Origin of the sequence: Pontivivens insulae (genome assembly GCF_900302495.1) — a bacterium.
GTDB lineage: Bacteria > Pseudomonadota > Alphaproteobacteria > Rhodobacterales > Rhodobacteraceae > Pontivivens > Pontivivens insulae.
In genome coordinates this window covers 169746-193676 of the sequence record NZ_OMKW01000003.1, presented here as the reverse complement: position 1 = coordinate 193676, position 23931 = coordinate 169746, and the positions used below count along the sequence as shown (strand labels likewise).

Here is a 23931-nt window from a genome sequence, read left to right as displayed (position 1 = left end):
TTCTCCGCTGCGTTCTGTTTGCGTTTCGATATGGCTTCGCTAACGTCGGCGGCAACCATAAGACAAAGATCGGGGACGGATCATGCTGCGCTATCTTGCCTATTTCATCGCAATATTTTGCGGGCTGCTGACGCTCATCCTGCTTTTCGGGCCGCGCGAACCCGTCGAAGGCCCGATCACCTTTGCAAGTGCCGCCGTCAGCGACGATCCCAACGTCTATCTTGCCGAACAGGAAGCCCGATTTGACGACATAACCCCCGGTGTTGAGAAGCGGGTCGTATGGGCGGGCGAGCCCGGGGCGCGAACCGCGCGCTCGATCGTCTACATCCACGGCTTCTCCGCCACCTCCGAGGAAATCCGGCCAGTCACGGATCTGGTCGCGGACGCGCTGGACGCCAACATCTTTTACACGCGCCTTGAGGGACATGGTCGCGGTTCCGCTGCGATGGAGGACGGCACCGTGCCCGGCTGGATCAACGATTATGCCGAGGCAATGGAGATCGGGCAGCGCATAGGCGACGAAGTGATCGTCATCGCCACCTCGACCGGGGGCACGGTGGCTGTTTTGGGACTATTCGATGATCGCATCGACGTGAAACCTGTTGGACTTGCGATGCTGTCGCCAAACTTCCGGGTCAACAACCCGGCTGCCGGCCTGTTGACCCTCCCACTGGCACGTTACTGGGTGCCGACGGTGGCTGGCGCTGAACGGTCCTTCGAGCCGAGCAACGAGGCGCATGGAACATACTGGACGACGAGCTATGCGACCGTATCCTTGCTGCCCATGGCCGCATCGACGGTCGCGGCATCTTCCCTTCCGGTGGAACAGGCAACGACGCCCGCGCTTTTCATATTCTCTCGCGAGGACCAGGTTGTAGATCCCGAAGCAACACAGCGCATTGTTGACGCGTGGGGCGGTCCGGTCGACGTGGTCAATCCGGTGATGGGGCCGCAGGACGATCCGCTCAGCCATGTGATTTCAGGAGACATCATGTCTCCGGGACAAACTGCGCTGACCGCAGAAATTCTGATCGAATGGGCCGAAAGCCTCTAGTCGCTCAGAGGATCAGCCCCACAATCACGAGGGCGAGTCCCAATGTCGCAACCGCGACAGACCCAAGGTTGACCGCGACCAGCGCGCGCAATTTTGCTTGCGCCTGCTCGGGGGCCATGCCGCCTTTGCGCACTGCCGCAGCCTCACGAATGCAGTAGGCCAGCCCGCCTACACCCAGAAGCGTCGTGATGGCACCGAGGATCAAGATCAGGGTCATTGCAATACCTTTGCGTTTTCCTGCGCGCTTCTAGGTCGACTGACCCTATTGGTGCAAGGCCCGCTTGCCGCCCTGATGCGGCATGGATATGGTCGCGCCGATTTTCAGACTCCACCTGCTTCAACGTGAAGGATCTCCGCCATGGACGTGACCGAAGACGACGCACCGACCTCCCAATATCGCATCACGGTGGGTGAGCTGCGCTCTTTCGTCGAACGATATGAACGGCTCGATGCAGAGAAGACAGCGATTGCTGATCAGCAAAAGGAAGTCATGGCTGAGGCAAAAGGGCGCGGATATGATGTGAAAGCCCTGCGCAAGCTGATTGCCCTACGCAAGAAGGACCCGCAGGAGATCTCTGAAGAAGAAGCGGTGCTTCAGCTCTACCGCGAGGCGCTGGATATGTGAGCGCTGCGGGCGCACCAGAGAATCGGTGCATGTGGGCAGGAGTGTTCTTAGTCTTTCGTTAAGATTTAAGTTAACGAAGGCTCAGTCCCATGAAGATCCTGTTTCGCCTGATCGTGATCCTCCTTGTCCTTCTGGTCGTGGGCGCGGGGCTGCTCTGGTTTGCCTTGCCGACAGACCGGATCGGACGCATCGCTTCTGACCGCCTTGAGGCCGCTACCGGGCGGACGCTGACACTCTCAGGTGAGTTCACACCCAGTTTGTGGCCTAATATCGGTGTGACAACCGGCCCGCTCGCGATTTCAAATGCCGAATGGGCCGAAGAACCTGTGTTCGTTTCTGCGCAGGGTGCATCGGTGGCGGTGGATCTGATGGCCTTGATCGGCGGCGATGTCCGAATTGTCGACCTCACGCTGGATCAACCAGTGATTCAGTTGGAGCGGGCCGCCGATGGCCGCACGAACTGGACCTTCGAGACCGCCGAAACCACTGGCACGCAAGAGCCGGGAGGGGCGAGCGCCCCCGCGATCACCGAACTTAGTGCACAGGTTTTGGACGGACGTATCCGCTTCGTCGATGGCGTTTCTGGCACGGTGCGCGACGTACAGGCGCTCAATGTCAGCGCCGATATCACCGATACGGGCCGGATGGTCGCTTTGGACGGCGCCGCATCAATTGACGGGATCGCGTCCTCAGTTGTCGGCACGGCGCGCTTCGCCGAAGCACTCGCCATGGGCGCCGTAACTCTGGATATGGCCGTTGAAACCGATCTTGGAACACTGAGCTATGTCGGTGATTTCACCGATATCGCGCAGTTTGACGGAATCCTCCAAATCAGTCTTCCCAATCCAAATGCAGCGATGGCGCTTGCCGGGCTCGCCCCTTTACCAGCGGCGGCCGGAAACATCAGCAACCTGACACTTGATGCAGCCGTCGTTGCCGAAGGTGGCGATACGGTGATTGAGGGGACCGGTGGGGTCACGCGGGATGGTGTCGAGGTCGCACTGTTTCTGAACGGCAGCGGCGCGCTTCCAGATGGCCCGATCTCCGTTGACAGCCGGGTCAGCGCGGGCGAACTGGCCGATATCTCCTTTAGCGGCCTCGTGGATACGGCGACGCTGGGTGTGTCGGGACCCTTGAGGATCACGGCACCCTCGGCGGTTGAGGCCGCGGCATGGGGCGCAGGCGGAGAGGTGGCGTTGCCGCCTGGGCTGTCCGGTCCCGTCCAGATCGCCGGTTTCCTGGATGCGAACCCAACACGCGCGGCGCTGTCAGACGCTCGCATTGCCGTCGGTGATCTTGACGCGTCGGGCCGCGTCGCAGCATCGCTGGCAGGACGCCCGCGCCTAGATGGGGACCTTACGCTTGCCGTGCTTGACCTCGATCGCTTCACGTCCGGCGACGGCGCCGAAAGCGCCCCTTCCTCACGTGGCGAAGGCTGGCCCACTGATCCGCTTCCATATGATCTGCTCGATCTGGCTGATGCTGACCTATCGCTGGATGTGGGCGTGTTGCGCCAAGGCAATCTTGAACTCGGTCGGACCCGCGTGGGCGTTCGACTGAATGCTGGCGATCTGCGACTGGATATTCAGGAGGCCAATGGGTTTGGCGGTGTTCTGACCGGAGCGATCGGCGTAAACGGCCCGTCTCAAAGCATAGATATTGATCTGAGCCTTGGTGGCGTCCGCCTGGAGCGCGTTCTTGGCTTCGTCGCCGGGACGGACAGGCTAGAGGGGCAAGCGGCCCTTGCGGCGGATTTGACGGCACGCGGCAGCTCGATCAATGCGATCATGCAGAGCCTCACAGGCCAGATCCGGTCTGATATGGCAGATGGTGCTCTGAAGGGTGTGAACCTTGCGGCCCTGGCGCGCAACTTTACGGACCCGGGTGGCAGCACCCTGCGCACGGATTTCACAGAGGCGGCGGTCGCACTCGATATTACGAACGGTACGGCTCAGGTCTCCACGCTCAGCGCGCTTGGCCCGCTTATCCGTCTCGCTGGGGAAGGGATCGTCGCCATCGGCGCGCAGTCACTGGATCTGACGCTGCGCCCACGCATCGTGGGCGATTTGCAGGGGCAGGGCGGTTCACTTGATGCCGGCGGCATCACTCTGCCGGTGCTTGTGACCGGACCGTGGAGCGATCTGAGTTTCCGCCCGGACCTGTCGGCGCTCGAGGATCTGGCTCGCGAAGAGGTGAAGGCAGAGGTGGACGAGGCCATCGACAATGCCGTCGATGACGCGCGCGACCGCGTTGAAGAACGGCTGCAAGAGGAGCTCGGATCGACAGGCGAAGGATCGGTGGAAGACCAGCTGCGCGACGGGCTCGAAAACCGGCTACGCGAAGGTTTGGGCAGCATCTTCCGATAGCACTTGCAACCGCGGGCGCATCAAGGTATCCGCACGCGCAGTGCCCCTATAGCTCAGCTGGTAGAGCAACTGATTTGTAATCAGTAGGTCCGCGGTTCGAGTCCGTGTGGGGGCACCATTTCCTCGCTCCAGATATGTGCATAATCTTCCTAAATTCTTGTTTTTGCGAATTAAAAATATTGGCAGGTGCTCATACGTACTCACTTTGCCCACTGTTTCTCACGCTTGAAGGTGGTCTAAAAGGTGGTCTAGAATCTCCGTGATTGGAGGTTCTGATGATGATCTCGCATGCGTTGACTCAGATGAAGGCGAAGAATCTGGGGCCGGGAAAGCACTTTGACGGTCAGGGATTGATGCTGATCAAGCAGCGGAAGGACGCTGGGAAGTGGATCGTGCGGTTGGTGATAGACGGCAAGCGCCGGGAGATGGGGCTTGGGCGCTGGCCAGATGTGTCGATCGCGGAGGCGCGAGAGCATGCTGCCGAGGCGCGCAGGAAGGTGCGGGAGGGCGTTGATCCGGTCGCGCAGCGCGCAGCTGATAGGCGCAAGTCCAAACGCCTGACGGTCAAGGATGCGATTGACCAGTGCTTTACTGCTCGACAAGCGGAGCTCAAGAATGACGGGCGGGCGGGGCGCTGGCTCTCTCCCCTTTCGGTCCATGTTGTGCCCAAGATCGGGGCGATGGCGGTCGAGGATGTCGATCAGCATGTACTCAAGAAGACGCTCGAACCGATCTGGCATGAGAAGGCGGACACAGCACGCAAGGCAATGAATCGCATGAACCTGACGCTGAAGCACGCAGCTGCGCTCGGGCTTGATATCGACTTGCAGGCGGTGATGAAGGCACAGGCGCTGCTGGGCAAACGACGGCACGAGACGAAGCACATCCCGTCTCTCCCCTACCAGCAGGCTCCCAAGTTTTACCGCTGGCTTTGCGCACAGAATTTCTCATCGGCCTTTGCGCTGCGGTTCCTGATGCTGACCGTGGCCCGCACCAGTGAGGTGCGCTTTGCCGTACCAAGTGAGATTGCGGAAGATTTGTGGACGTTGGAGGCCAACCGGACGAAGACGGCCACCGTGCATCGCGTTCCTCTGTCGGAGGAAGCGCAGCGGGTCATTGAGACGCGCCCGGTGGTCGTGGGATCGGACTACCTCTTCCCTTCCCCACGGGGCAAAGCGATGTCGGATGCGACGATGAGCCGGTTGATGGAGCGGGAGAAGATGACGGCCCGCCCGCATGGCTTCCGTGCGACCTTCCGAACCTGGGTGGAAGAGACGACGGACACGCCCTTCGAAGTGAAGGAAACCGCGCTCGGCCACCAAGTCGGCAGCGAAGTTGAGCGGGCGTACCAGCGCAGCGATTTGCTGGAGAAGCGACGAGTGCTTCTCGGTCAATGGGCCACGTTCCTGACTACAGCGCCCACGCCCTGAGCGGTGCGAATTGCATATGGTAGACTGCGTTCATATGAACGAACCACATCATGAGAGCGCATCGACGCTGTTCGAACGCAGACGAACTGTTCCAATCCATTCACCCCAACCCTCTACGGACATCGCTCAACTACCCCCAGAAACCAACGACGAACCAGGTGCGAACCCGTCCGAACCGGTGCGCACCGGTTCGGAACCAGTGGAGATTGCCGAGGTCTGGCTGACGGTTGAGGATGCGCTTGCCTATTGCTCCGAACAGGGATTGTCGCGGACGGCGAAGACACTGCGCAAATGGGCCGAGCGCTCTTATAAGATCCCCGAAGGAGAGGTGGTCTCGGATCGTGAAGACACGATCTGGGGCCGATATCGCTGGAAGATCGAGCGCAGCTCTTTGGAGCGGAAGGTCGCCGAAGAGCTGGGGCGCGAACGTCAGAACCAGGGCGCACCTGTTCAAACCAGTGCGCACCAAAGTGACGAGGTTCGATCAAAGGAAGCCGAGATGCCTTCATCGCACCCGTCCGAACCGGTGCGCACCAGCGCGAACACACACACCGTGTCACTGTCCGAGAAACCCAATCGCAGCTTGAACGCATCTGCCGCGAACTCAACCGCACAGGTGCGAACGGGTTCGAACGGCGAGGTTACCGAGGATGCCGCGCAGATGGATCTCGCCACACTTCGTGCTGAGAACCGTGAGCTGCGCGCGCAGCAAAAACGTGATCGGGATGAGATTGCCTTCCTACGTGATGAAGTGACTTTCAATCGCTCTCTCAAAACGGACTTGGCGCAGAACTCGCACCGGCTTCTGGAGACGCTTGAGACTATGGCCATCGGAGGGCGACTGGAGAGACCAGCCTCTCAGGTCCCCGTGGCAGCTACGCGTTATCAACATCAAGATCGCGAGAGTGATGAGGTATAATTCCAGCATATGAAATCGCTGGAACAACTGATGGGGGAGCGGACGGTACGCTTCCGAAAGGCCAGCCCGCTGCTTGCAGGTGGCTTTGCGCAATTGCCCCGCGTCGTGACCCGAGCGGGCAGGCGGATCTCGCCGATGGCGAAGATCACATTCGCAACGCTGCTCGACTATGCGTGGCAGGATGGGTTCTGCTTCCCGGCGCAAGAACGGTTGGCGCGCGACATCGGGACGAATGAGAAGTCCGTACGCAAATATCTCGCTGAGTTGCAGGCGCTTGAGATGATCGAGGTCAAGAAACAGGGGCGTGGGTTGCACAACGTCTACATCCTGAATGACACGGCTCCGGTGCTCAAAGAGGTGCAGAAGGAATTGGAGCGCGAGATGGACGAAAGGGGATGAAGCGCAATCGTACTGAACAAGACCGGTAAGACTTACCGGTCTAGGACGGTAAATCTGGGATGCCCAGAACGGTAAACTTTACCGGTCTAGAGCGGTAAGGTTTACCCACTACTATAAGCAAAGACTACACGCAGAGACTAAAGCCAAAGACAGATAATCAAATAGACCGGATAAAAATCCGAAAGGATCAAACGGGAAGGGACGTGTAGACTATATCACGCTGCTCAGTTCGAGACGGTAGGGCCGCCTTAAAGTAGGCTCTCAGAGCCCAAAAATGGCGCTGTAAGGCATTGAACCGCTAAACTTGAGCAAACCCCCACCTTTGCTGAAAGAGACGCGCAGAGGCGCTTCCACGGCCTCACCAGATATACGGCTGATCTTGATCCTCAAAGTCGCCAAGCCCGCGCGACAAATCCGATGATTTATGTTATGCTTCAGGTACATATGAACACAGTTACATTGGACACCCACAAAACGATCCTAAACTTGCAAGCCAACGGCTTCAGCACATCCCAGGCCGAAAGCATCGTCAATTTGCTGACGGAAAGTGAGTTGGTCACGAAACAAGATCTGCAAATAGCGCTGGCGGAACTGCGGGCGGACTTCAAGGTCTGGGGCGCGACAGCCCTGCTGGCCCACGCTGCCGTTATCGTCACCTTGCAGAACCTTCTTAGTTAAAACTCTATGGACTTCATTCTCGCGGAAGCGGTCAGCCAGATCGCGCAGCTCCCACAAAACAAGCAGCGCGAGATCGGTATGGTGCTTTTGAACGGGGAAGTGCCACCGCAACTGCCCGTCATTCAGTTCGAACCGGATGCTTCCTCAACTTGACCGATCAAGCATGTGCGCGAACACTGACCACGCCTAGGCCTTCGCAAGCCGAGGTGATCGCGATTGCCTCCTATTAAGGAGCAATTCGTGATGACTAGACTGCTGAGCAAGAAACAGGTCCGGGAGATTGTGGGGTTCAGCTTTGCCCATATAGACCGCATGGAGCGCGAGCCTGAATATGCGCATTTGGATTTTCCAAAGCGCGTTCAGATCGGGTTCCGCGTCTTCTGGGTGGAAGAGGAAATCCACGCTTGGGTCGCCTTGCAGGTCTCTAAGCGCGACGCCTCCTAGCGGGGCAGGGGGGACGGGTCCAACCGTCCCCCTTTTTGAGGATGGGGAGGGCGGAAAGCCGTCATTCGCTGCTGGTGCAACAAGCCCCCATTTTGTCAAAAAAAAGCAGACGTTGGTGAAAAGGTTTGTAGTTGGCAAGAGCGCATGGCAACTTTCACAGTGCGCTCGGACATGCCATCGTGAAGTCGCAAGTTTTTGGGGCTAGACTAGTAGAAAAAAAATGTTGGTTGTACAGCAGGATCACTTTCGGAAAGCCGCATTGGAGATTGGCCGTAGCGGCGAGAATGATACACTACCATACGACATCGATGCGAGTTTCATCCGCGATAAGGCTGACGAGTTATCCGATGTTTGTTTCCGGCTCTTTCAGAGAATCGACGCCATGTCGCCTCAAAATGCAGCGCGTTTCGTAAACGGACTAACGGTTGGTTCAGAACGGTTGCTGGTCCCTACTGGCGCACACGGATTTCGTATCACCACAAAGATAAACGCATTTTGGAATTTATACCTTAATGGCCTAGGCTTCGCGATAGCGGAAGCCAATGAAGGCAATCGTAGCCATAGAGTACATTCCTACCGTCTAAGCACTGACGACAACGACTTGTTTGAAAGAACAAGGTCGTGGAGAACCTACAAAGAAGCCACACTGGAAGAGGCAGCGCTCGAGAATGTGGGCTGCGTTGTCGTTCAAACAGATATCTCAAGCTTCTATGAACACGTTTATCACCACAGGTTAGAAAATGTTGTTCATGAACTCGCTCCTCACGGCTCAACCATAGCAACTCAAATAGACCGAGTGCTTAGCAAACTATCCTCGGGGAGGTCTTTTGGGTTGCCAGTCGGTGGTCAATGCGCGCGCGTGCTAGCAGAAGTTCTGATGACACCGATCGATGCATCTTTGTCGGACGCGGGTATCACATGGCACCGCTTCGTTGATGACTTCACTCTGGTCTGCAATTCTCAACAAGACGCCTATGCTGCGCTTTCAGTACTCTCAAATTCACTGGCAGATTACGGGTTATCTCTAAATCGAACAAAGACCACGACTCTAAGCGCCAAGCACTACAAGGAATATGTCGCGGTTCAGCTCGGGCAAGGCGATGACACGACTGTAGCGTTACGTGAGCTTGATCTACATTTTGATCCCTATTCCGATGCAGCTCAGACCCAGTATGAGCAACTCAAGAAGTCGTTCGAAGCAATCGATATCCAATTTCTTTTGGATTTGGAGAAGGAGAAATCTCAGCCCGATGCATTCGTGATGGCTCAGATCGGTCGGGCACTCAAATTCCAAGAACCGGATGTTGCGGCCCAACTATGCGCGACGTTGCTTGACCCAGGTAATTTGGATGCATTCAGGGCATCGTGGTCAAAAATTCTCCGGGGAGTATACGCAGTCCGCTCGAATGAGGAATTCGAAGCCGTCTTTGAGAAAATTGATGATTTGCTCGACGTAATCCCCTCATCGGCTCCCCATCTTCTGATGCCCGAAGCGAACACGTTGCATTTTCTTAGGGCCGTGCGCTTCAGAAAGACAGAAGCCCGCGGACGGTACGTAAGGCAAACATATGATCAATCTTCTTCGACTTCGGTTAGACGTGCCTGCATAGATTGTTGGAAACATTGGCGAGATCGTGCCAGCTTCATGCGACTGCGAAACCAATGGCAAAACTTGAGCACTGATGAGCAGAGAATGTTCTGGTTGGCCGCTGGAGAATTCGGTGATGATGGTGCCTATGCCCGGACACAGCTAAGGGCAACTTTAGAAGATGCCTGGCGGCTTGGCTTTGAAGCAAACAACGCCGGAAGCTTTGCAGGAATTTTTCAAGCTTGGGTGCAAGAAAATGGCTAAAAGACTGCCATTTCGAGACCCGAGAACTGTCGCACGGGACATTCCCGGCGTACTTGATATCTTGTTTCCAAGACTGACTGGAGGCCTCGTTGCGGCTCTTAACCGTACAGTGTTCACCTTCGATGGTATTTCGGCTGTTTCCAACGAAAAATTGGCTGCGAGCGAACTTCACAAAGCCATGTTATTTGAACTTTCTGTGGCTCGAGCCGAGCGGATTTTACAAGGTGAGCCTGCACCAAATTGGGAAGAAGTTCTTGCAGTAGCTGTAAAACGACAGAGGCGGCATTTCGATGCTAAAGTGCCCGACAAACTTGAGCAGGTCGACTTAGATCTGTCAGAGCATGCGGCGAGCAATCTGGTCCAGATGCTCCGACGCACTCAAGATCAGCAAACGGGTTCTGATTTATTGATTTCCCCGTTGATTGCCGGGTTGGGTTGGATCTCGTCTGGCTTTGGTGACTTTGCGCTGGGGCATATTCTAATTGAAGTAAAACATACGGATCGAAACTTTACGGCGAGAGATTTCAGGCAAGTACTTATGTATTGGCTCCTGAAGTACTCTGCATCAATTGAACGAAGCGAAGACGTTTGGACCGCTTGCCTCCTGCTGAATCCGAGACGCAACTCAGGACTGCTCTTCAATTTTGACGAGGTTTTGCATTCCGCATCAGCTAGCTCAAACCGTGTGGAGTTGCTTGAACTACTACGTTCAATAGTAGGTGAAGAGCCGACGCGTCGCTAACGCAAACCCCTTCTGTCGCTGTATGAGCTCTTTGAAATTGGCAGCGCCCACTTTCAGGAAAACTCGGCGTATTCTCGAAAGAGTGAAAGCTCTTCAATTTTTGGGACAGGATCGAGCTCTTCTGGCTGGCTAACTACAAGCTTCGTCACATCTAGCGCATCGACCAAAGCCGGATTGCTTATCCAATCATTGTTCCACAATTGGGCTGCCTGACCACTAACGATCTGGCAAATTGGCTCAGAACTCTCAAACGTCAAACCAACCCCTTTTGCCTTTGTCACGCGCTGGAGCCAAACCTCGAGGTGACCATTGTTTGGTATCTGCCTCATCTTGTTGGCCACCTTTTCCCACATTCCCCGTCGATCCTGTTCAGGAGCCATTGAAATCAGTTTGGCGAGCACACCAGACAAAGCAGGAAAGGCGCCGGGCGAAACCGCCGCGATGTCGCAAACAATCGCTACCTGCACGTGTAGATCGTCAGGAACATCAGAGATTTTTGATATCTTCTGGAATGCGTTATCGGCCAGCCTTTTTATGGCTCCAGTGTTCGGGTGTCGGCGAGCGAAAGCGTGCAAACGCAGAAGTTGCTTTTGGATAGTCTTAGCTTGCGTGATGTCCATATCTTCAAGTTGAATGCCAGCCAACTTTTCAGGTTTGATCGCGCCCTCAACGACATTTGTGCTCGTCAGGGTCTTCGCTGCTCCGAGTTGCATCCCAACCTTGCGTAGGCAGTCACTAATTGTTCTAACGACCTCGGTTGCACGCTGATCGTTCAGCGTAAAAACGCTGTAGTCATCGCGGTAACGTAGTATGTGAAAGTCTTTGTTGCCAGGCAGTTGATTGGTGATCAGGTGATCTACGTACGCCAATACCAGCTCAGCAACGATATCCATCAAAACGGAACCTTGTGTTATTCCGTTTGTTTGCCCAAAACGGCTGTTTCTGATGTGAAAGTCGACTTGGTTTCCAAACAGGCTTTTGTCGGTCTGTTTTTCTTTGGCCGTTTCGTACCCGTGTAGCGCCCAAGGAATGCTGTGGGTGTAAAGCGAGCCATAGCAGTTCGTTACGTCGGTTTTCAGAAGGTGCGTGTATTCAAGGGAGAGTTCTAGAGATCGTTGCTCGTAGCGTAGCCACCAGTTCTTAACTTGAACCGCATCATGTTTCTCTGAACCATCAGAGGCCATCGGAAAGCTAGTGCACTCCACTGCACCCCCGTATAGTTCTGTTAAACGATCCTGCAATAGCTTCCAGTTCGCTTCCTCGCAGATTGTCTGCACCAGAGTCATGTAAATCGCTGGATGAATGAGCTCAAACGGTCGCCAGGCAAAGCGACCATCCTTCGTACTGAGCAATTCATAATTGACACCGGCCATATCAACAGCGCGTTCGGGCTTGGGTTTTTGGAAAGCGGTGTATGCTTGACCTCCCATTACTTTAGCCACGTCTTTCAGGAGCGTCCCAAAACTAATGTAAGGTGGAAAATCGGATCGAAAGTAGCATTCTGGTCTCTGTAGGTAAGTCTTTGCTGCAGTAGCGTCTAAATCGATAATCCGTGTCATAAATCTCGTTCTTTGGTTCTTAGAGCATATCTGCGCACATCCGTTCCGCAGCCGCTGATTGATATTCTGAGTAAGTCAAAATCTATGTGACCTGCTGTGCTTTCTGCAACGAGACTACGCACTTCTAGCAGCATCAGTCTCTTCGTGGGGAGGACGGGGATCAAGAAGTATAGTCCAGCAAGGATATGGGTCGTCACCTTCAGCAGGCTGTGGCGAAGCGACGCTTGCCTGAGCAAAGATTCGGCTCAGGCACGTACTAATGAGCAACTCTCTACCGACACTTGAAATCTTGGCGCGACACCTCAAAAATGGAAGTCGTCAAAAGAGAGTATGAGTGCTTATGTCCGAAGTTCATGACTATGCTGAGCTCTTTGAGGTGTTCCCCGAACTTGCTGAATCCGACGTGATTTTTGCCAAAGAAGTCCTTGCGCATTTTGGACTTCTTTTTTCAGTTTTTACCGATCTGGAAACGGGTATCCAGCAGTGTTAAACGTTTTGGCAGCTCCGCAACGAGCTTAGCAACGACCTAATTAAAACTGAGCAGAAGTGGGTCGAACGATATGACGGGCTAGAAGCGAAAGCGGTCAAAGCTACGTTTGGAACTCTACTGAAATTGGTGGATGGATTTGACAAACTCGAGCCGCATATGGAGCAACTCCGTATCCTGAAGAAGCGCCGAGACTACTTTGCGCATCACTTCTTCCGTGCGGAGAATGACAAAATGCACTCGAATGAATCGATCCTGCATTTATTGTGGCGCATGCACGTCCTGCGCGAAGAAGTTGATGCCCTCTCGAAATTGGTTTCAACAATTCATAGTGAGATGCTTCAAGCATTTTATCCTCATAGAGACATGGCATCAGAAAATTCAGCAGCCGTTACTCGGTTGAAGGAAGAGTACTTTGAGAATCCGCCTACGAAGGTTGGATGGGAAGTCGACTGAATGTGTGCGCTTGCTCCGGAGCATTGAAGATCCTGCCCCCTAACCGACAAAACTCCACGAATGGCTGCTTTTAGAAATGCTGCGCGGCCGCCCAGCCGGGTACGATTAATGGCAGCTTTGGGCCGATTCCACCTGAGTTTGCATCACAGCGACTTATAATACTCGGCTCGCCAGTGGTTGATGTGCTCCGCAACATCATGCTGAAGCCACCTGACGTACCCCTCGACATTTCGGGAAACGGGAGCAGCCTAGGAACTTCTGCCCTGTTTTCTTGTTCGTCCGCTCAACCATTCTGGCACTGCACTTAGGGCATGCGTTTGGATCGTTCTTACGACGCGTGATCTCGATTTTGACATGCGCGACATGTGCCTTGTGTGTCGCTTTGCTGGCCGGAAGGGCAGCGCTTTCGAGCGCTGCGTGCATGCCTGCGAGTTGTTCGCCGGTGAATACCACGTCCTGCTTTGAGAGCACGTAGCGAGGCAGCGAGCGGTGGTTCCACAATACGCTGCTGGGCATATCTGTCTTGGGTTGGGCGGAGCCCGAGAATACGACGACGTTGTGGATTGTGCTGATTGGAATCCCCAGATGGGCCTCGATGGCCTTTACGTGCTTGAAGTTCTGGCGCAGCGGGTTTTGGAACTTGGTCTTCTTGCCGTAGATCACCTGCGTCCAACTCGACTGCTTCTCAGATCCGAATATCCAGCCCTGCATATTTTTGGTCTCAATCACAAACAGGCCGAACCGCGCTACGATGAGATGGTCGATCTGAGTTGTCCCGTCACCAGAGGGCAAGGTGATGTCGTGATAGGATCTGTAAATGTCAGGATCCAACCCACGTGAGATTGCCGATGAAACGCGAGCCTCACCTACCTTACCTTTGAAGGTCGGCGAGCCGAGATAGCCGAGGCCGATGGCGATGAGCAACCCAAGGCCGACTAGGACTATCATTTCCATCTGGTCACATTGCTCCTAAGGCAGGTTCAGCGGTTACTGCTGAGCGCCAGGCTATTGCCACGGCAGATCATTCTGAAGCGATGTCGCTTAAGAAAGTGCCGACAATGCAATTGATCGGAACGCCTCACGGCACTCAATGAGGCATGCAATCAGACATGCCTTCTGTTTCCATGCCTGTTTCCATGTCGGCTAAGCCGAACATAGGGCTGCATAGCGCACCATTCCGCAGCAACTGGTCGTCAGGCTATCGCCATGACCCAATACCCTTCAGGGTCTAAAATACCCCGAAGTCCTTAGCCGGATGAAGGCTATTGGGTCATGGCGCTATCGCACCAGACGACACAGTTGCTGCGGACACGGTTCCTCAACGGTTCTTCATATTCCCATCATCTTTGCGAGGGCCCAGGCTGGTACACTTTTGGGCGGGATGTTCCTTAACGGTAGGGGATCTTGCAGCCCCCAACTGGTCACCGCACATGGGGTGGGGGACTGGTCCGCTACCGCTATGGCGCAGCATCGGCACATCATCGGACAGCCAGGGACGGGGAAGACCTCGTTGCTCTTTGAGCTGTTCCAGCGCGACACCACGCCGGGACGATTGGTCATCGACACGAAGGGTGACTTGGAGATCGACCATGACTTCCTGTTCGACCCGAAGGTGACGCGCTGGAACCCGCTGGCGGAACCGATTGCAGCAGAGCTCGCGCCGGGCTTCTTCGCGCAAGCGATCAAGGACGCGTTCGGGTACGACGACATGACCACGCCGGTGATGTCGATGTATCTGACCTTCACGGCAGCGGCGCTGATTGACAATGGCTTCAACCTGACCGATGCGCCGAAGCTGCTGACAGATGCCGGGTTCCGAGACCGGCTTCAGTACAAGACACCACTGGTGCAACAGTTCTGGCAAAGTTTTGAGGCGATGGGGGAGCGCGACCGTCGGGGCGAGACAGCGAGCACGCTGAATAAGTTCATCGGTCTATTGCTGGATGGTCGCGTGCACCGGCTTCTGTCGGTCAACCGCAAAGGCCTGCGCTTGAGCGCGCTGGCCGACAAGACAACACTGGTACGTTTGCCCATCTCAGAGTACGGCACGGATACGGTGGCGCTGATCGGATCGCTTCTGCTCAGCTATCTGGCGCAGATCATCGACGCGCCGTTCTCAATCTACGTAGAGGACGCAAACCTCTTTGCGCGCGGCACGCTAATTAAGATGCTGACCACAGGGTCGATCTCATTGACGCTGTCGCATCAATACTTGGATCAGTTCGATCCAAAGCTGTTGTCGGCGATGATGGGCAATTGCAGTGCGCGCTTTGTCTTTCGCGTCTCGCAGCAAGATGCTGCTGATTTGTCTCAATTTTTAGCGCCAATGTCATCGAAGGCGCGTTTAGATGAGTTAACGTCCTTCCGATACCGATCCATTCCGCAGGATCGGATGGCGCCAGATGGCGTGACTGTTCCACGGGAGAAAGAAGATGAAGGTATCCTTTAAGCCGAGCACCGAGAAGTCTGGGTTGATCTTTAAGAAGGAAGTGCATGTCGTACGTGTCACGGTTCAAATGAGCGAAGAGGAGATCGCTGCGGCACAGGCAGCAGGATTTATGAAGCAGGAGCTCTTCGATGTTCCGTTTACTCACCACGCAGACACGGCCGTCACAATTACCGTTGCAGACCTCGCAAAAGGCTTCGACATGAAAGCCTATTTTGTCGACTTTATCGACGCGTCCGGGTTCACCAATCAGGTGAAGGAAATGCTGATCCGCCTCAAGAACGTTCTTGAGGCCAAAATGAGCGAAGGCGAGGAAGAGTTCGAACTTTGATCGAGGATGCTCTCGGTTGGGTAATCGTCGCCGCTATTTTTGTAGTCATAGCCGTTGCAATCGTTGCTATGGGATCCGTCGTCGCCGTGGCTGCCGTTCCTGCTGGTATCGGCTACACAATCTACTGGCATCAGACCAAATCGCCCGCCGCGCGTGAGCGGCAGGCGCAAGAGCGCACCTGGACGCTGTATCGCGAGGTGAAGCGCAAGTTCACTTCCATCGACATCGCTGCGTTCCTACTGGATCACCTTGGCGTGCCGGAGGAGGACGATGAGAATGGCTACTTGCAGCTTGAGATCGCCAAGGCGCTGGTTGAGGTGGAGCAACTCGACAGCTATCCGCCAGAGCCGCCAACCCTATGCGACACGATTGAAGGCGGGCGGTATCGCGACTTCCTCAATCAAGTCTCACCTGATGACTACTCGCAGCGGCTAGCGCATATCTGCCGCGTGGTGACGCTCTGCGCGGAGCCGCCGACAACGGACAATGTGGCCAATCTCATCTACACCGCCGTGGAGACATTGGGGGATGGAAGGCCCTTCTTGCCGAACACCACCAAGCAGCTCGACGACAATTACAATGCCCAGAAACAGACCGCCCCGCGCGACTATAAGGGTGACGACATTATCCAAGCCTATCTGCGCGGCACGCCGCTCGTGCGTATGGCGGAGATGCAGCATGACGAGAGCATCGAGATCCCGCATGGCTTGCGCACCCAGCACCATTCGATCATCGCGGGCACAGGTCATGGCAAGACTCAGTGCCTGCAGCAAATGCTGCTGCAGGACTTCGAGGATGAAACCAGTTGCGTGATCGTTATCGACAGCCAGGGCTCGATGCTAGAGAAGCTGCTTCATGTAGTGGACTGGGGCCGCTGCATGTATCTGGATGGCGGCAACATCGCGCAGCCTCTGGCGCTGAGCGCGTTCTCGATTGGTCGGACGGATCGGCCCGAGGATGAGCAGAAGGTGCGCATGGCGGTAGCGCTCTACGAGCACATGTTCGCGGCCCGCGACACCGCGCTGACGACCACCCAATCGACGCTCTACCGTTTCCTGTCGCGCTTTCTGATGGTCATTCCGAATGCAAACTTCGACACAGCCCTGTCCATCTTGCAGCAGGGCTATGAGCCCTATGCCGAGCATGTCGACAAGCTGGACGACACGTCCCGAACCTTTGTGACCAGCTACCTCTGCGATCCGAACGACAAGCGCGCCAGCAACAGCTACCGCACGACACGGCAAGAGGTGGCGCGCCGCCTGTTCACCTTGATGGAAAGTCGGACGCTCAAGGGGATGTTCAACGCGCCTGAGAGTCGGGTCGATATTCCCGCAGCCATCCGCAACAAGAAGATCATTCTGATCAACACCGCCCAAGCGGTGCTTGGGGACGAGGGCGCACAGCTCTTTGGCAAATACTGCTTTGCCCAGATTGCGATGGAAGTGCTCGCGCGGCCCGAGACCAAGGAGCGCGTCTATCTCTACTTAGACGAGGCCCACGAATATCTCTCCGACAGCCCAATCATCCGCCGCCTCTATGAGCAGGGCCGCAAGCGGGGTCTGTGCATGGTGACGGCCTGCCAGGAGCTCGACCAGCTTGAACGGGCCGGGATCGACAAGATGATCAACGGTCTGACCTCAATCAAGTTCGCGGGTGGGGTGAGTGCTGGGGATGCGGGCAAGCTCGCCAAGGAAATGGACATGGACGCCGATATGCTGCGCGGCGTGCCGGAACTCACCTTCGCGGCGTGGCTGAAGCACAATGGAACGGGCACATACAAGGTCACGCCGGGTTTGCTGGAAGGGCAGATGAAGGAAGATCCTGACTATGTTCAGACCCTCAAATTCCACATGCTGGCAGAGTACCACTACACCCCATATCGAGAAGACGAAGCTGCTGAGGATACCGAAGGGCCAGAAGTGGACGCTGCCTCTGACACAGTATCGGACTATGACAGCTATTGGGCTGACGCGTCCGTAGGGGCGGATGGTGATGCGCCAGCGCAGGGAAGTGCTGACGGGCTGCAGGACGAAACTTCTCGTGATGATGTTCCTGCGCGGCATGAGTTTAGGCCTACCACTGCCGATCACCGGTCGCAGTCCAGCTCAAAAGGCGACGATCTGTCTGATCGGAGTGTCGATCCAGACGCCCCGCAAAATTTAGACTAACTATTTGCTATACTGCATGCATGCGCACTTCGATCAGCTTGCGCCATGCTGCCCATGCCATCCTTTGACGCGCCGCAAAACGCGAGCCAAACCGAGAGCATGCGCAGACCTCGCTTCAAACGCGTCCCGCCCAAAACGGCGCTGACCATGGCTCCAACCCTCTTTGAGGTCTTGGAGTTGGTCTATCAGTTCCGGGCGCTGCGCTCGCACCACATCGCCATGCACCTGCCACATCGTCACCAGCGGGGCCTCTCACACAGCCTTCGCTTGCTGTTCGATCACGGGCTGCTCGATAAGCGTCTCTGTGGACTCTACGAGTGTGATACATACCTGCTTACGAAGCGGGGGCTCGCCCTGTTGGCGGGCCGGGATTTGCCGCCGCGCTATCTGTTCCTCGAAGGTGGGCTCGACATCAAGCTGAGCACCGAATGGGAGCACGGCATGATGACCATCGACCTGCTGTCCAATCTCAAGATCGGAGCCGAGGCCGCTGGCTGCCGCCTTATTGCGGCAGAAGAGATGCTGGCGACGGCGACAAGCGCCACACCGTTCATCTTCCCGCGCCATGCCGAATACACGGATCGCAAGTCCCGCAAGGTCGTGCCCTATACCTTGGTGCCCGACGGATTTGCGGGCGTGGAATACCCAAACGGTAAGCGGGCCTACTTCGCCATTGAGGCGGAGCACAACAAACCGCACAGCCGGTTCGACGATGACGATCCCGCTTCGACGCAGAGTTCTAGTCGCAAGAAGATCAAGCAGTATCGCGACGTGGATTGGCAGCAGGTCTATGCCAATCTGGGGATCGGCAATCTGCGGGTCATGATGGTTGCGCCAACAGCCAAGCAGATCAAAGGCAAGTTCGCCGTGGCCCGCAGCGTGGTCAAACAAAGCCACTTGTTCCTTGGCCAAGCAGTGCCCGTCGTGGGCACGCAAGATGTGCCGACCATGCCTGAGATCTTCGATGCGCCTTGGCTGCGCATCGGCTTGCCGCCGGAGCAGATCAATCGGGTCACGCTCAAGAGGCGCTGAGGCCCGAGGCATCCTGGCTCCCATGGTACAATGACGCGCGGACGACCTTTAAGAGGAGACCGTGGTGTCTACATTCATCGACTTCGAGGCTGTGAAAGCCGACAACCCTATTGAACAGGTGGCCGAGCGATTGGGCCTTGAGCTCAAGCGCGCTGGCAACGCATTGCGCGGGCCATGCCCGTCCGGTGGGGGAGGGGAGCGCGCGCTGGTCATCACGCCCGTGAAGGGCGTTTGGTATTCCTTCGCCCTGCAGAAGGGCGGTGATGTCCTCGCGCTGGTGCAGCTCGTGAACGAATGCACCCTCAAAGATGCCGCACAGTTCCTGTCAGGCACCGTGCCACTGGAGAAGGCTGCAACGCCCTCGCCAGAAGAGGGGAGGGAAGCCCGTGGCGGCTTCGCTCCCCTCACATATCTTGAGACGGATCACATGGCCGTCGAAGCCTTGGGCCTGGACGCCGCTGACGCCGAGGCGCTCGGCATCGGCTATGCTCCGCGCGGTACAATGCGCGGGACGGTCGCCGTCCCGATCCGAACAATGGATGGAACGCTCGCAGGCTACATCGGTATCACAGAGGCAAAGCTGCCCCCGAAATGGGTGATGTAGGCAATCCGAGGCGAACAAAACGTCGAAGCAAATTGGCCCCCAATGCGGGGCCATTTATCTTGCCCGCGAGCGTCCGCATGAGACTTCTGTCATAGCGCGACTGCACATTCGTTGCAGATCCGCCACGTTCATGATCAAGCTGCAGAAGACCCGGTGTTTTTTGCCTCTCCTCATAGCGAAACATGGCCGCTCAGCCCGCGCCATGAGCCCAAATCGCGCTCGGTGACGGGCGCAAAATCTCCGTTCAATTGGGTGTCTTCAACAACCAGAAGGCACTCAAAAATGCAGAAATTCCTCATCACCAGAAAGTCCTACAACCGCAAGACCGGGCCGATCATGGTTACGACCAGTCCGCGCATGACCTGCCCGACCGCATGCCCGTTGCGCAAGACAGCGCGGGACGACCGTTCCAGTGGTTGCTACGCGGAGCATGGCTTTCTAGGCGGCTTCATCTGGAGCAAGCTGGATCGCCTCAATGTCGGTGACGACTTCAAGAAGGGTCAGATCAAGGTTCATAGTCTCGAGACGCTGCTGCAGGTCATCCGTGACCTGCCAGAAGGGACACTGTGGCGGCATAACCAAGCCGGTGATCTCTACAGCACCGATCAAGAGACGATTGATGAGCGTTCGCTTGCATTGATCACGGAGGCGAACACCGGGCGGCGCGGCTTCACATACACGCACTATGATGTGCTCGATAACCTCGAAAACCGTCGGCTTGTGCGGGAGGCTAACCAGGCAGGCTTCACCGTCAATCTCAGTGCAAATGATGAAGCTCATGCCTGGGAACTGGCTCGACTAAACATCGCGCCGGTGACCACGATCCTGCCTGCAGATGCTTGCACAATGAGAAACCATTGCGAGCGGGATGCTGTCATCATCTGCCCGGCGAGCCTGCCGGAGCACAAAATCACCTGTGCGGAATGTGGAATCTGCGCCAAACAGCGGAAAGCCATCATCGGCTTCCCGGCTCTTGGCAAGAAGGCCAATGAGAAGGGCGTTGGTATCTCGAACGCACACGCTCGGCTTGGTCAAGCGACCGGCACCACACTGCAGCAGGGGAAGGCATCCTGATGGGCCTGGGCAGCATCAACCGTGGCGGCAAAACCCGCGCGCAGATCAAAAAAGACCGTCGCGATGTTGCCACCGGCGTCGGCAAAGAACTCACCCTCGTCGGTCTCTATGCCCTGAAAGAACTCACCGGTGTCGACCTGCACCACCAACCGCGCAAAGGCCGCAAGAGTTGGGAAAAGAAATGGGGTGAGCGGTAGACTGTAAAAAGACACGTTTAGGACGTTTTTACATCACATGGGCTGACTACACTTTTGGGTAGGTCGTTGTCGATCTGTCGCAGGGTGGGAACTTCCCCCCCTACATCACCCTGCAGGTCATAGGGATCCGGCTATTGCCCCCACACTTGGATACCCGGATCCCGTGGCCCCCAACTACCATGGGCTCCTCTGTCATAATTTGGTTGAATTCTAAAGCAATGGTTGTGCGCAGGCCATTTAGATGAAGCGTAGTGAGCTGCTCCCCGAAGTTTGGACAGTTTTCCGCGTAATTTAAGCTACTCTTTGCTCCTGCTGATCGGGTTGCATATCTTCGTTCTATAGGCAGTAAACCACGGCGGGTGGTTGGCCGCCAAGGGCGGAATGATGGCGCTCGTGGTTGTAGAAGTCGATCCACTTTTTTATGCCGGCTTTGGCCTCTGATCTGGTCTTCCATGCGTGTAGATAAACGCATTCGTATTTCAGCGACCTCCACAGTCGTTCGACAAAGATATTGTCGAGGAACCGGCATTTGCCGTCCATTGAGATGCGGATGCCGGATCGACGCAGGCGGTCGGTCCAAGCAAATGACGTGAACTGGCTGCCCTGATCCGTATGCATGATCTCGGGTGAACCGAACTTGTGGATCGCTTCATTCAGCGCATCCACGCAGAACTCGGCTTCCAGTGTGTTTGAGATACGCCACGCCAACACCTTGCGCCTATGCCAGTCCATGATCGCGACGAGATATAGAAAGCCACGTCGCATTGGCAGATAGGTGATGTCAGCGCACCAGACCTGATTGGGTCGGTCCACCCGCAGGCCAAGCAGCAAATAGGGGTAAATCTTGTAGCCTTTCGCAGCCTTGCTGGTGTTGGGCTTCTGGTAGATCGGCATAAGGCCCATCAGCCGCATAAGGCGACGAATGCGCTTTTCATTCACAAGATGATCTCCATTGCGCAGGTGCCATGTCAATTGACGCACGCCGAAAAACGGCATTTCCAGGAACTGCTTGTCGATCAGGCGTATCAGATCGAGGTTCATCTCACTTTCGCCCTTCGGCTCAATCATCTTGCGCCTCACTTGCCGATCCAATGTTTGAGCTTTCTGGCCCAAAAATCGTTGGCGACGGCCAACTCCCCAATCTTGGCGTGCAGGTCTTCGACCTGCTCCTCATCGACTTCTGGTGCCTTCCGTCCGCTACGCTCAAATACGCCCGATGCGCCTTCAAGTAATGAGCGCTTCCACTAATGGATCATCGTTGTATGCACGCCAAACCGACTGGCCAACTCACTGACCGTCTCTTCGCCTTTCAGCGCTTCCAGCGCGATCTTGGCCTTATAATCTGGATGATGTTGCTACCGTTTCGACATCTCTGATCTCCTTCGTGTTGAAGATCAGCAGACAACAAATAGCAGCTTACGTCAGTGTCCGAATTTCGAGGGGTAGCTCGCTTCTGAAAAGAAATTTCAACCCTTATGAGGGGATACTGTTCCGCCCAGATCCACATCCCTTCTCGCAAGAAGTGGCCGAGTGATATTAACGTGGCTTGGGCGCCATCCGTGTCAGTATCTAAGTGAATCTAATCACGAATAAGCTTATGTTGTAGAAAATGAATATTGAAAAATGAGAAATGTATGGGAATTGTCTAAAATAGATGAATAATTAATATTATAATAAAATCATATATGCGAGAGCTTTTTGTACCGAATTTAATTATCAATATTCTATATTATATGATAAATTATTATAAATCCCAATTATAGAAAATCGAGATAAAATAATTAATTTTGGGGTTTCCTATGGGATTGATTAATACGTGGTTTTTTTGAGAAATTTTTTCGCATATTTATTTTCAGTTTGCAGGCATATTATTTTTATATTTGTTTATATTTTTTTTGAGTTTAATCGTGGGGTGGGGAGAAGTAAAGTGTGACGGCGGCGGGCTTGCTCTGTTCTGGCCGTCGATCGGTCGAGTGTGCGGTATCAAAAGATGCGTCCGGACGATGCAAATCTGCGCAAGGCAATGAAGGCCGTGGCGGCAGAGCGCCGCCGGTTCGGCTACAGGTGGGTGCATGTGATGCTGGAACGGCAGGGATGGTGAGTGAGCCAGATGAAGATCCGTCGGCTGTACGGCGAAGAAAAGCAGCAAGCGAGAAAGCGCGGCAGCCGGAAACGGGCCCTCGGGACGCGCTGACCGATGCTGGTGTCGGAAAGGCCCAATGGACGCTGGAGTCTGGATTTTGTCTTTGATGCCTTTGCCGACGGGCGCAGGTTGTGGGTGTTGGTCACCGTAGATGACTTTAGCCGGGAATGCTTGGAGCTGGCCGCGGACACATCGCTCTCCGGGCTGCGTGTCACCCACGAACTCACGGCGATCATGGCGCGGTGCGGACGGCCCAGAACCATTGTCAGCGACAACGGCATGGGACTGACCAGCATGGCGGTGCTCAGATGAAGCCAAGATACACGGATTGACTGGCATTACATCGCGCCCGGCAAGCCGATCCAGAACGCCTTTGTCGAGAGTTTCAGCGGCAGCTTCTAGGGCGAGTTTTCGAACGAAACTCTGTTCTCGTCGCTAGCCGAGGCCCGCGAGAAGATCACAGCCTGGAAGATTGACTAAAGCCGCAACAGACCCAACTCGGCCCTCGGCAATCTCACGCCACAGGAATTTGCACTGAAATCGAAACTGGAAACCAAGGCCGCATGAGGGCAGATATGAACCGACGAATCTCCCCAAAGATTGGAGGAAAGCCGCGGCTCAGGCCAGCAGCCACGGCCGAAAATACTCGAATTCAACCGCCGCTTCCAGCGCTTCAAGCGGATCGCGAACATTCGACAGCCGCTCTCGATGCTGCGAAAGACCGAAAAGGCTCCGCAGACCCATGGCATCCATCCCTAAAATGACAAAGCCGCAGAATCATGAAAGTCAGCCCAAGGCGATCGGCGAATGTGGATCCTCAGCAATTAAATATTTCTAACTGAAAAATATATTTCCTCAATCGTGTCAAAAATCACGAAATAGTATTCTTTGTATGGTATATCGATTTTTAAAGAGAGGGTAGTGC

General features: G+C 55.5%; 26 protein-coding genes, 1 tRNA gene and 1 pseudogene. 23 read left to right on the top strand and 5 right to left on the bottom strand.

The window, feature by feature from the left end; genetic code table 11:
* Positions 1-82: 82 nt before the first annotated feature.
* Positions 83-1054 (top strand): alpha/beta hydrolase, encoded by a 972-nt coding sequence (locus tag POI8812_RS11430; RefSeq protein WP_108782730.1) that lies wholly within the window; start codon positions 83-85, stop codon positions 1052-1054.
* 4 nt (positions 1055-1058) lie between these two features.
* On the opposite strand, the gene POI8812_RS11425 is transcribed toward POI8812_RS11430, so the two are convergent.
* A complete protein-coding gene (locus tag POI8812_RS11425; protein WP_108782729.1) occupies positions 1059-1271 on the bottom strand; it encodes a hypothetical protein in 213 nt (70 codons plus the stop codon).
* A 141-nt stretch (positions 1272-1412) separates the two neighbouring features.
* Between POI8812_RS11425 and POI8812_RS11420 the strand changes: the two genes are divergently transcribed.
* The 11 genes from POI8812_RS11420 to POI8812_RS11375 all read left to right on the top strand — a co-directional run bounded on the left by POI8812_RS11420 (position 1413) and on the right by POI8812_RS11375 (position 10509).
* Entirely contained in the window at positions 1413-1679 is a 267-nt protein-coding gene (locus POI8812_RS11420; RefSeq protein ID WP_108782728.1) for a DUF2312 domain-containing protein, read from the top strand.
* An 89-nt stretch (positions 1680-1768) separates the two neighbouring features.
* Positions 1769-4045: an AsmA family protein gene (locus POI8812_RS11415; RefSeq protein ID WP_108782727.1), complete on the top strand. Its 2277-nt coding sequence runs from the start codon at positions 1769-1771 to the stop codon at positions 4043-4045.
* A 42-nt stretch (positions 4046-4087) separates the two neighbouring features.
* Positions 4088-4163, top strand: a tRNA-Thr gene (locus POI8812_RS11410).
* Positions 4164-4320: 157 nt separating this feature from the next.
* Positions 4321-5475: a tyrosine-type recombinase/integrase gene (locus POI8812_RS11405; protein WP_108782726.1), complete on the top strand. Its 1155-nt coding sequence runs from the start codon at positions 4321-4323 to the stop codon at positions 5473-5475.
* Between the two features lie 34 nt (positions 5476-5509).
* Positions 5510-6394 (top strand): hypothetical protein, encoded by an 885-nt coding sequence (locus POI8812_RS11400; RefSeq protein ID WP_108782725.1) that lies wholly within the window; start codon positions 5510-5512, stop codon positions 6392-6394.
* Between the two features lie 9 nt (positions 6395-6403).
* Complete coding sequence (locus tag POI8812_RS11395; RefSeq protein WP_108782724.1) at positions 6404-6793, top strand: helix-turn-helix domain-containing protein; 390 nt, start codon at positions 6404-6406, stop codon at positions 6791-6793.
* 417 nt (positions 6794-7210) lie between these two features.
* Positions 7211-7471 carry a CCDC90 family protein gene (locus POI8812_RS11390; protein WP_108782723.1) on the top strand — a complete coding sequence of 87 codons (261 nt, stop codon included), beginning with the start codon at positions 7211-7213 and terminating at the stop codon, positions 7469-7471.
* A 6-nt stretch (positions 7472-7477) separates the two neighbouring features.
* Entirely contained in the window at positions 7478-7624 is a 147-nt protein-coding gene (locus POI8812_RS17715) for a hypothetical protein (RefSeq protein ID WP_162844902.1), read from the top strand.
* A 90-nt stretch (positions 7625-7714) separates the two neighbouring features.
* Positions 7715-7915, top strand: a complete 201-nt coding sequence (locus POI8812_RS11385) for a helix-turn-helix transcriptional regulator (protein WP_108782722.1) — start codon at positions 7715-7717, stop codon at positions 7913-7915.
* 220 nt (positions 7916-8135) lie between these two features.
* Entirely contained in the window at positions 8136-9767 is a 1632-nt protein-coding gene (locus tag POI8812_RS11380; RefSeq protein WP_108782721.1) for an RNA-directed DNA polymerase, read from the top strand.
* Positions 9760-10509, top strand: a complete 750-nt coding sequence (locus POI8812_RS11375) for a hypothetical protein (RefSeq protein WP_162844901.1) — start codon at positions 9760-9762, stop codon at positions 10507-10509. Before POI8812_RS11380 ends, POI8812_RS11375 begins: the two co-directional genes overlap by 8 nt.
* A 53-nt stretch (positions 10510-10562) precedes the next feature.
* Here the strand turns inward: POI8812_RS11375 and POI8812_RS11370 are convergent, their stop codons facing one another.
* Entirely contained in the window at positions 10563-12068 is a 1506-nt protein-coding gene (locus POI8812_RS11370; RefSeq protein ID WP_108782720.1) for an RNA-directed DNA polymerase, read from the bottom strand.
* A gap of 340 nt (positions 12069-12408) precedes the next feature.
* Here POI8812_RS11370 and POI8812_RS17710 point away from each other — a divergent pair, with 340 nt between their 5' ends.
* Both POI8812_RS17710 and POI8812_RS11365 read left to right on the top strand, forming a co-directional pair.
* Positions 12409-12558 carry a hypothetical protein gene (locus tag POI8812_RS17710; RefSeq protein WP_162844900.1) on the top strand — a complete coding sequence of 50 codons (150 nt, stop codon included), beginning with the start codon at positions 12409-12411 and terminating at the stop codon, positions 12556-12558.
* Positions 12559-12714: 156 nt separating this feature from the next.
* A complete protein-coding gene (locus POI8812_RS11365; protein WP_108782719.1) occupies positions 12715-13011 on the top strand; it encodes a hypothetical protein in 297 nt (98 codons plus the stop codon).
* A 195-nt stretch (positions 13012-13206) separates the two neighbouring features.
* Here POI8812_RS11365 and POI8812_RS11360 read toward each other — a convergent pair whose 3' ends face one another.
* The gene (locus POI8812_RS11360) at positions 13207-13965 is read right to left on the bottom strand and encodes a nuclease-related domain-containing protein (RefSeq protein ID WP_108782718.1); all 759 of its coding nucleotides are present in this window, start codon (positions 13963-13965) and stop codon (positions 13207-13209) included.
* 556 nt (positions 13966-14521) lie between these two features.
* Here POI8812_RS11360 and POI8812_RS11355 point away from each other — a divergent pair.
* From POI8812_RS11355 to POI8812_RS11325, 7 genes are all read left to right on the top strand, one after another.
* Positions 14522-15460: a type IV secretory system conjugative DNA transfer family protein gene (locus POI8812_RS11355; protein WP_146186162.1), complete on the top strand. Its 939-nt coding sequence runs from the start codon at positions 14522-14524 to the stop codon at positions 15458-15460.
* Positions 15444-15788, top strand: a complete 345-nt coding sequence (locus POI8812_RS11350; protein ID WP_108782716.1) for a hypothetical protein — start codon at positions 15444-15446, stop codon at positions 15786-15788. The genes POI8812_RS11355 and POI8812_RS11350 overlap by 17 nt, the downstream gene beginning before the upstream one ends.
* Positions 15785-17956: a type IV secretion system DNA-binding domain-containing protein gene (locus POI8812_RS11345; RefSeq protein ID WP_108782715.1), complete on the top strand. Its 2172-nt coding sequence runs from the start codon at positions 15785-15787 to the stop codon at positions 17954-17956. Before POI8812_RS11350 ends, POI8812_RS11345 begins: the two co-directional genes overlap by 4 nt.
* A 147-nt stretch (positions 17957-18103) precedes the next feature.
* Positions 18104-18988: a hypothetical protein gene (locus POI8812_RS11340; protein WP_146186161.1), complete on the top strand. Its 885-nt coding sequence runs from the start codon at positions 18104-18106 to the stop codon at positions 18986-18988.
* A gap of 64 nt (positions 18989-19052) precedes the next feature.
* Complete coding sequence (locus POI8812_RS11335; RefSeq protein ID WP_162844899.1) at positions 19053-19592, top strand: CHC2 zinc finger domain-containing protein; 540 nt, start codon at positions 19053-19055, stop codon at positions 19590-19592.
* A 282-nt stretch (positions 19593-19874) separates the two neighbouring features.
* On the top strand, positions 19875-20666 hold the full coding sequence (locus POI8812_RS11330; RefSeq protein WP_108782712.1) for a DUF7227 family protein: 792 nt from the start codon (positions 19875-19877) through the stop codon (positions 20664-20666).
* Positions 20666-20863 (top strand): hypothetical protein, encoded by a 198-nt coding sequence (locus POI8812_RS11325; protein ID WP_108782711.1) that lies wholly within the window; start codon positions 20666-20668, stop codon positions 20861-20863. Before POI8812_RS11330 ends, POI8812_RS11325 begins: the two co-directional genes overlap by 1 nt.
* A 336-nt stretch (positions 20864-21199) precedes the next feature.
* On the opposite strand, the pseudogene POI8812_RS11320 reads toward POI8812_RS11325, so the two are convergent.
* Positions 21200-22215, bottom strand: a pseudogene (locus tag POI8812_RS11320) (IS3 family transposase); the annotation flags it as partial.
* 845 nt (positions 22216-23060) lie between these two features.
* Here POI8812_RS11320 and POI8812_RS11315 point away from each other — a divergent pair.
* Complete coding sequence (locus POI8812_RS11315) at positions 23061-23318, top strand: integrase catalytic domain-containing protein (RefSeq protein ID WP_108782710.1); 258 nt, start codon at positions 23061-23063, stop codon at positions 23316-23318.
* Between the two features lie 15 nt (positions 23319-23333).
* Positions 23334-23408: an integrase core domain-containing protein gene (locus POI8812_RS17930; RefSeq protein WP_108783208.1), complete on the top strand. Its 75-nt coding sequence runs from the start codon at positions 23334-23336 to the stop codon at positions 23406-23408.
* A gap of 216 nt (positions 23409-23624) precedes the next feature.
* Here the strand turns inward: POI8812_RS17930 and POI8812_RS17875 are convergent, their stop codons facing one another.
* Positions 23625-23750: a hypothetical protein gene (locus tag POI8812_RS17875; RefSeq protein ID WP_281258568.1), complete on the bottom strand. Its 126-nt coding sequence runs from the start codon at positions 23748-23750 to the stop codon at positions 23625-23627.
* Positions 23751-23931: the final 181 nt, after the last annotated feature.

What these genes read in the sequence shown, in the direction of transcription:
- POI8812_RS11430 (WP_108782730.1), top strand. Translation starts at nt 83, where the DNA reads ATGCTGCGCTATCTTGCCTATTTCATCGCAATATTTTGCGGGCTGCTG.
- POI8812_RS11425 (WP_108782729.1), bottom strand. Translation starts at nt 1,271, where the DNA reads ATGACCCTGATCTTGATCCTCGGTGCCATCACGACGCTTCTGGGTGTA.
- POI8812_RS11420 (WP_108782728.1), top strand. Translation starts at nt 1,413, where the DNA reads ATGGACGTGACCGAAGACGACGCACCGACCTCCCAATATCGCATCACG.
- POI8812_RS11415 (WP_108782727.1), top strand. Translation starts at nt 1,769, where the DNA reads ATGAAGATCCTGTTTCGCCTGATCGTGATCCTCCTTGTCCTTCTGGTC.
- POI8812_RS11405 (WP_108782726.1), top strand. Translation starts at nt 4,321, where the DNA reads ATGATGATCTCGCATGCGTTGACTCAGATGAAGGCGAAGAATCTGGGG.
- POI8812_RS11400 (WP_108782725.1), top strand. Translation starts at nt 5,510, where the DNA reads ATGAACGAACCACATCATGAGAGCGCATCGACGCTGTTCGAACGCAGA.
- POI8812_RS11395 (WP_108782724.1), top strand. Translation starts at nt 6,404, where the DNA reads ATGAAATCGCTGGAACAACTGATGGGGGAGCGGACGGTACGCTTCCGA.
- POI8812_RS11390 (WP_108782723.1), top strand. Translation starts at nt 7,211, where the DNA reads ATGATTTATGTTATGCTTCAGGTACATATGAACACAGTTACATTGGAC.
- POI8812_RS17715 (WP_162844902.1), top strand. Translation starts at nt 7,478, where the DNA reads ATGGACTTCATTCTCGCGGAAGCGGTCAGCCAGATCGCGCAGCTCCCA.
- POI8812_RS11385 (WP_108782722.1), top strand. Translation starts at nt 7,715, where the DNA reads ATGACTAGACTGCTGAGCAAGAAACAGGTCCGGGAGATTGTGGGGTTC.
- POI8812_RS11380 (WP_108782721.1), top strand. Translation starts at nt 8,136, where the DNA reads ATGTTGGTTGTACAGCAGGATCACTTTCGGAAAGCCGCATTGGAGATT.
- POI8812_RS11375 (WP_162844901.1), top strand. Translation starts at nt 9,760, where the DNA reads ATGGCTAAAAGACTGCCATTTCGAGACCCGAGAACTGTCGCACGGGAC.
- POI8812_RS11370 (WP_108782720.1), bottom strand. Translation starts at nt 12,068, where the DNA reads ATGACACGGATTATCGATTTAGACGCTACTGCAGCAAAGACTTACCTA.
- POI8812_RS17710 (WP_162844900.1), top strand. Translation starts at nt 12,409, where the DNA reads ATGTCCGAAGTTCATGACTATGCTGAGCTCTTTGAGGTGTTCCCCGAA.
- POI8812_RS11365 (WP_108782719.1), top strand. Translation starts at nt 12,715, where the DNA reads ATGGAGCAACTCCGTATCCTGAAGAAGCGCCGAGACTACTTTGCGCAT.
- POI8812_RS11360 (WP_108782718.1), bottom strand. Translation starts at nt 13,965, where the DNA reads ATGGAAATGATAGTCCTAGTCGGCCTTGGGTTGCTCATCGCCATCGGC.
- POI8812_RS11350 (WP_108782716.1), top strand. Translation starts at nt 15,444, where the DNA reads ATGAAGGTATCCTTTAAGCCGAGCACCGAGAAGTCTGGGTTGATCTTT.
- POI8812_RS11340 (WP_146186161.1), top strand. Translation starts at nt 18,104, where the DNA reads ATGGCTCCAACCCTCTTTGAGGTCTTGGAGTTGGTCTATCAGTTCCGG.
- POI8812_RS11330 (WP_108782712.1), top strand. Translation starts at nt 19,875, where the DNA reads ATGCAGAAATTCCTCATCACCAGAAAGTCCTACAACCGCAAGACCGGG.
- POI8812_RS11325 (WP_108782711.1), top strand. Translation starts at nt 20,666, where the DNA reads ATGGGCCTGGGCAGCATCAACCGTGGCGGCAAAACCCGCGCGCAGATC.
- POI8812_RS11315 (WP_108782710.1), top strand. Translation starts at nt 23,061, where the DNA reads ATGCTGGTGTCGGAAAGGCCCAATGGACGCTGGAGTCTGGATTTTGTC.
- POI8812_RS17875 (WP_281258568.1), bottom strand. Translation starts at nt 23,750, where the DNA reads ATGGGTCTGCGGAGCCTTTTCGGTCTTTCGCAGCATCGAGAGCGGCTG.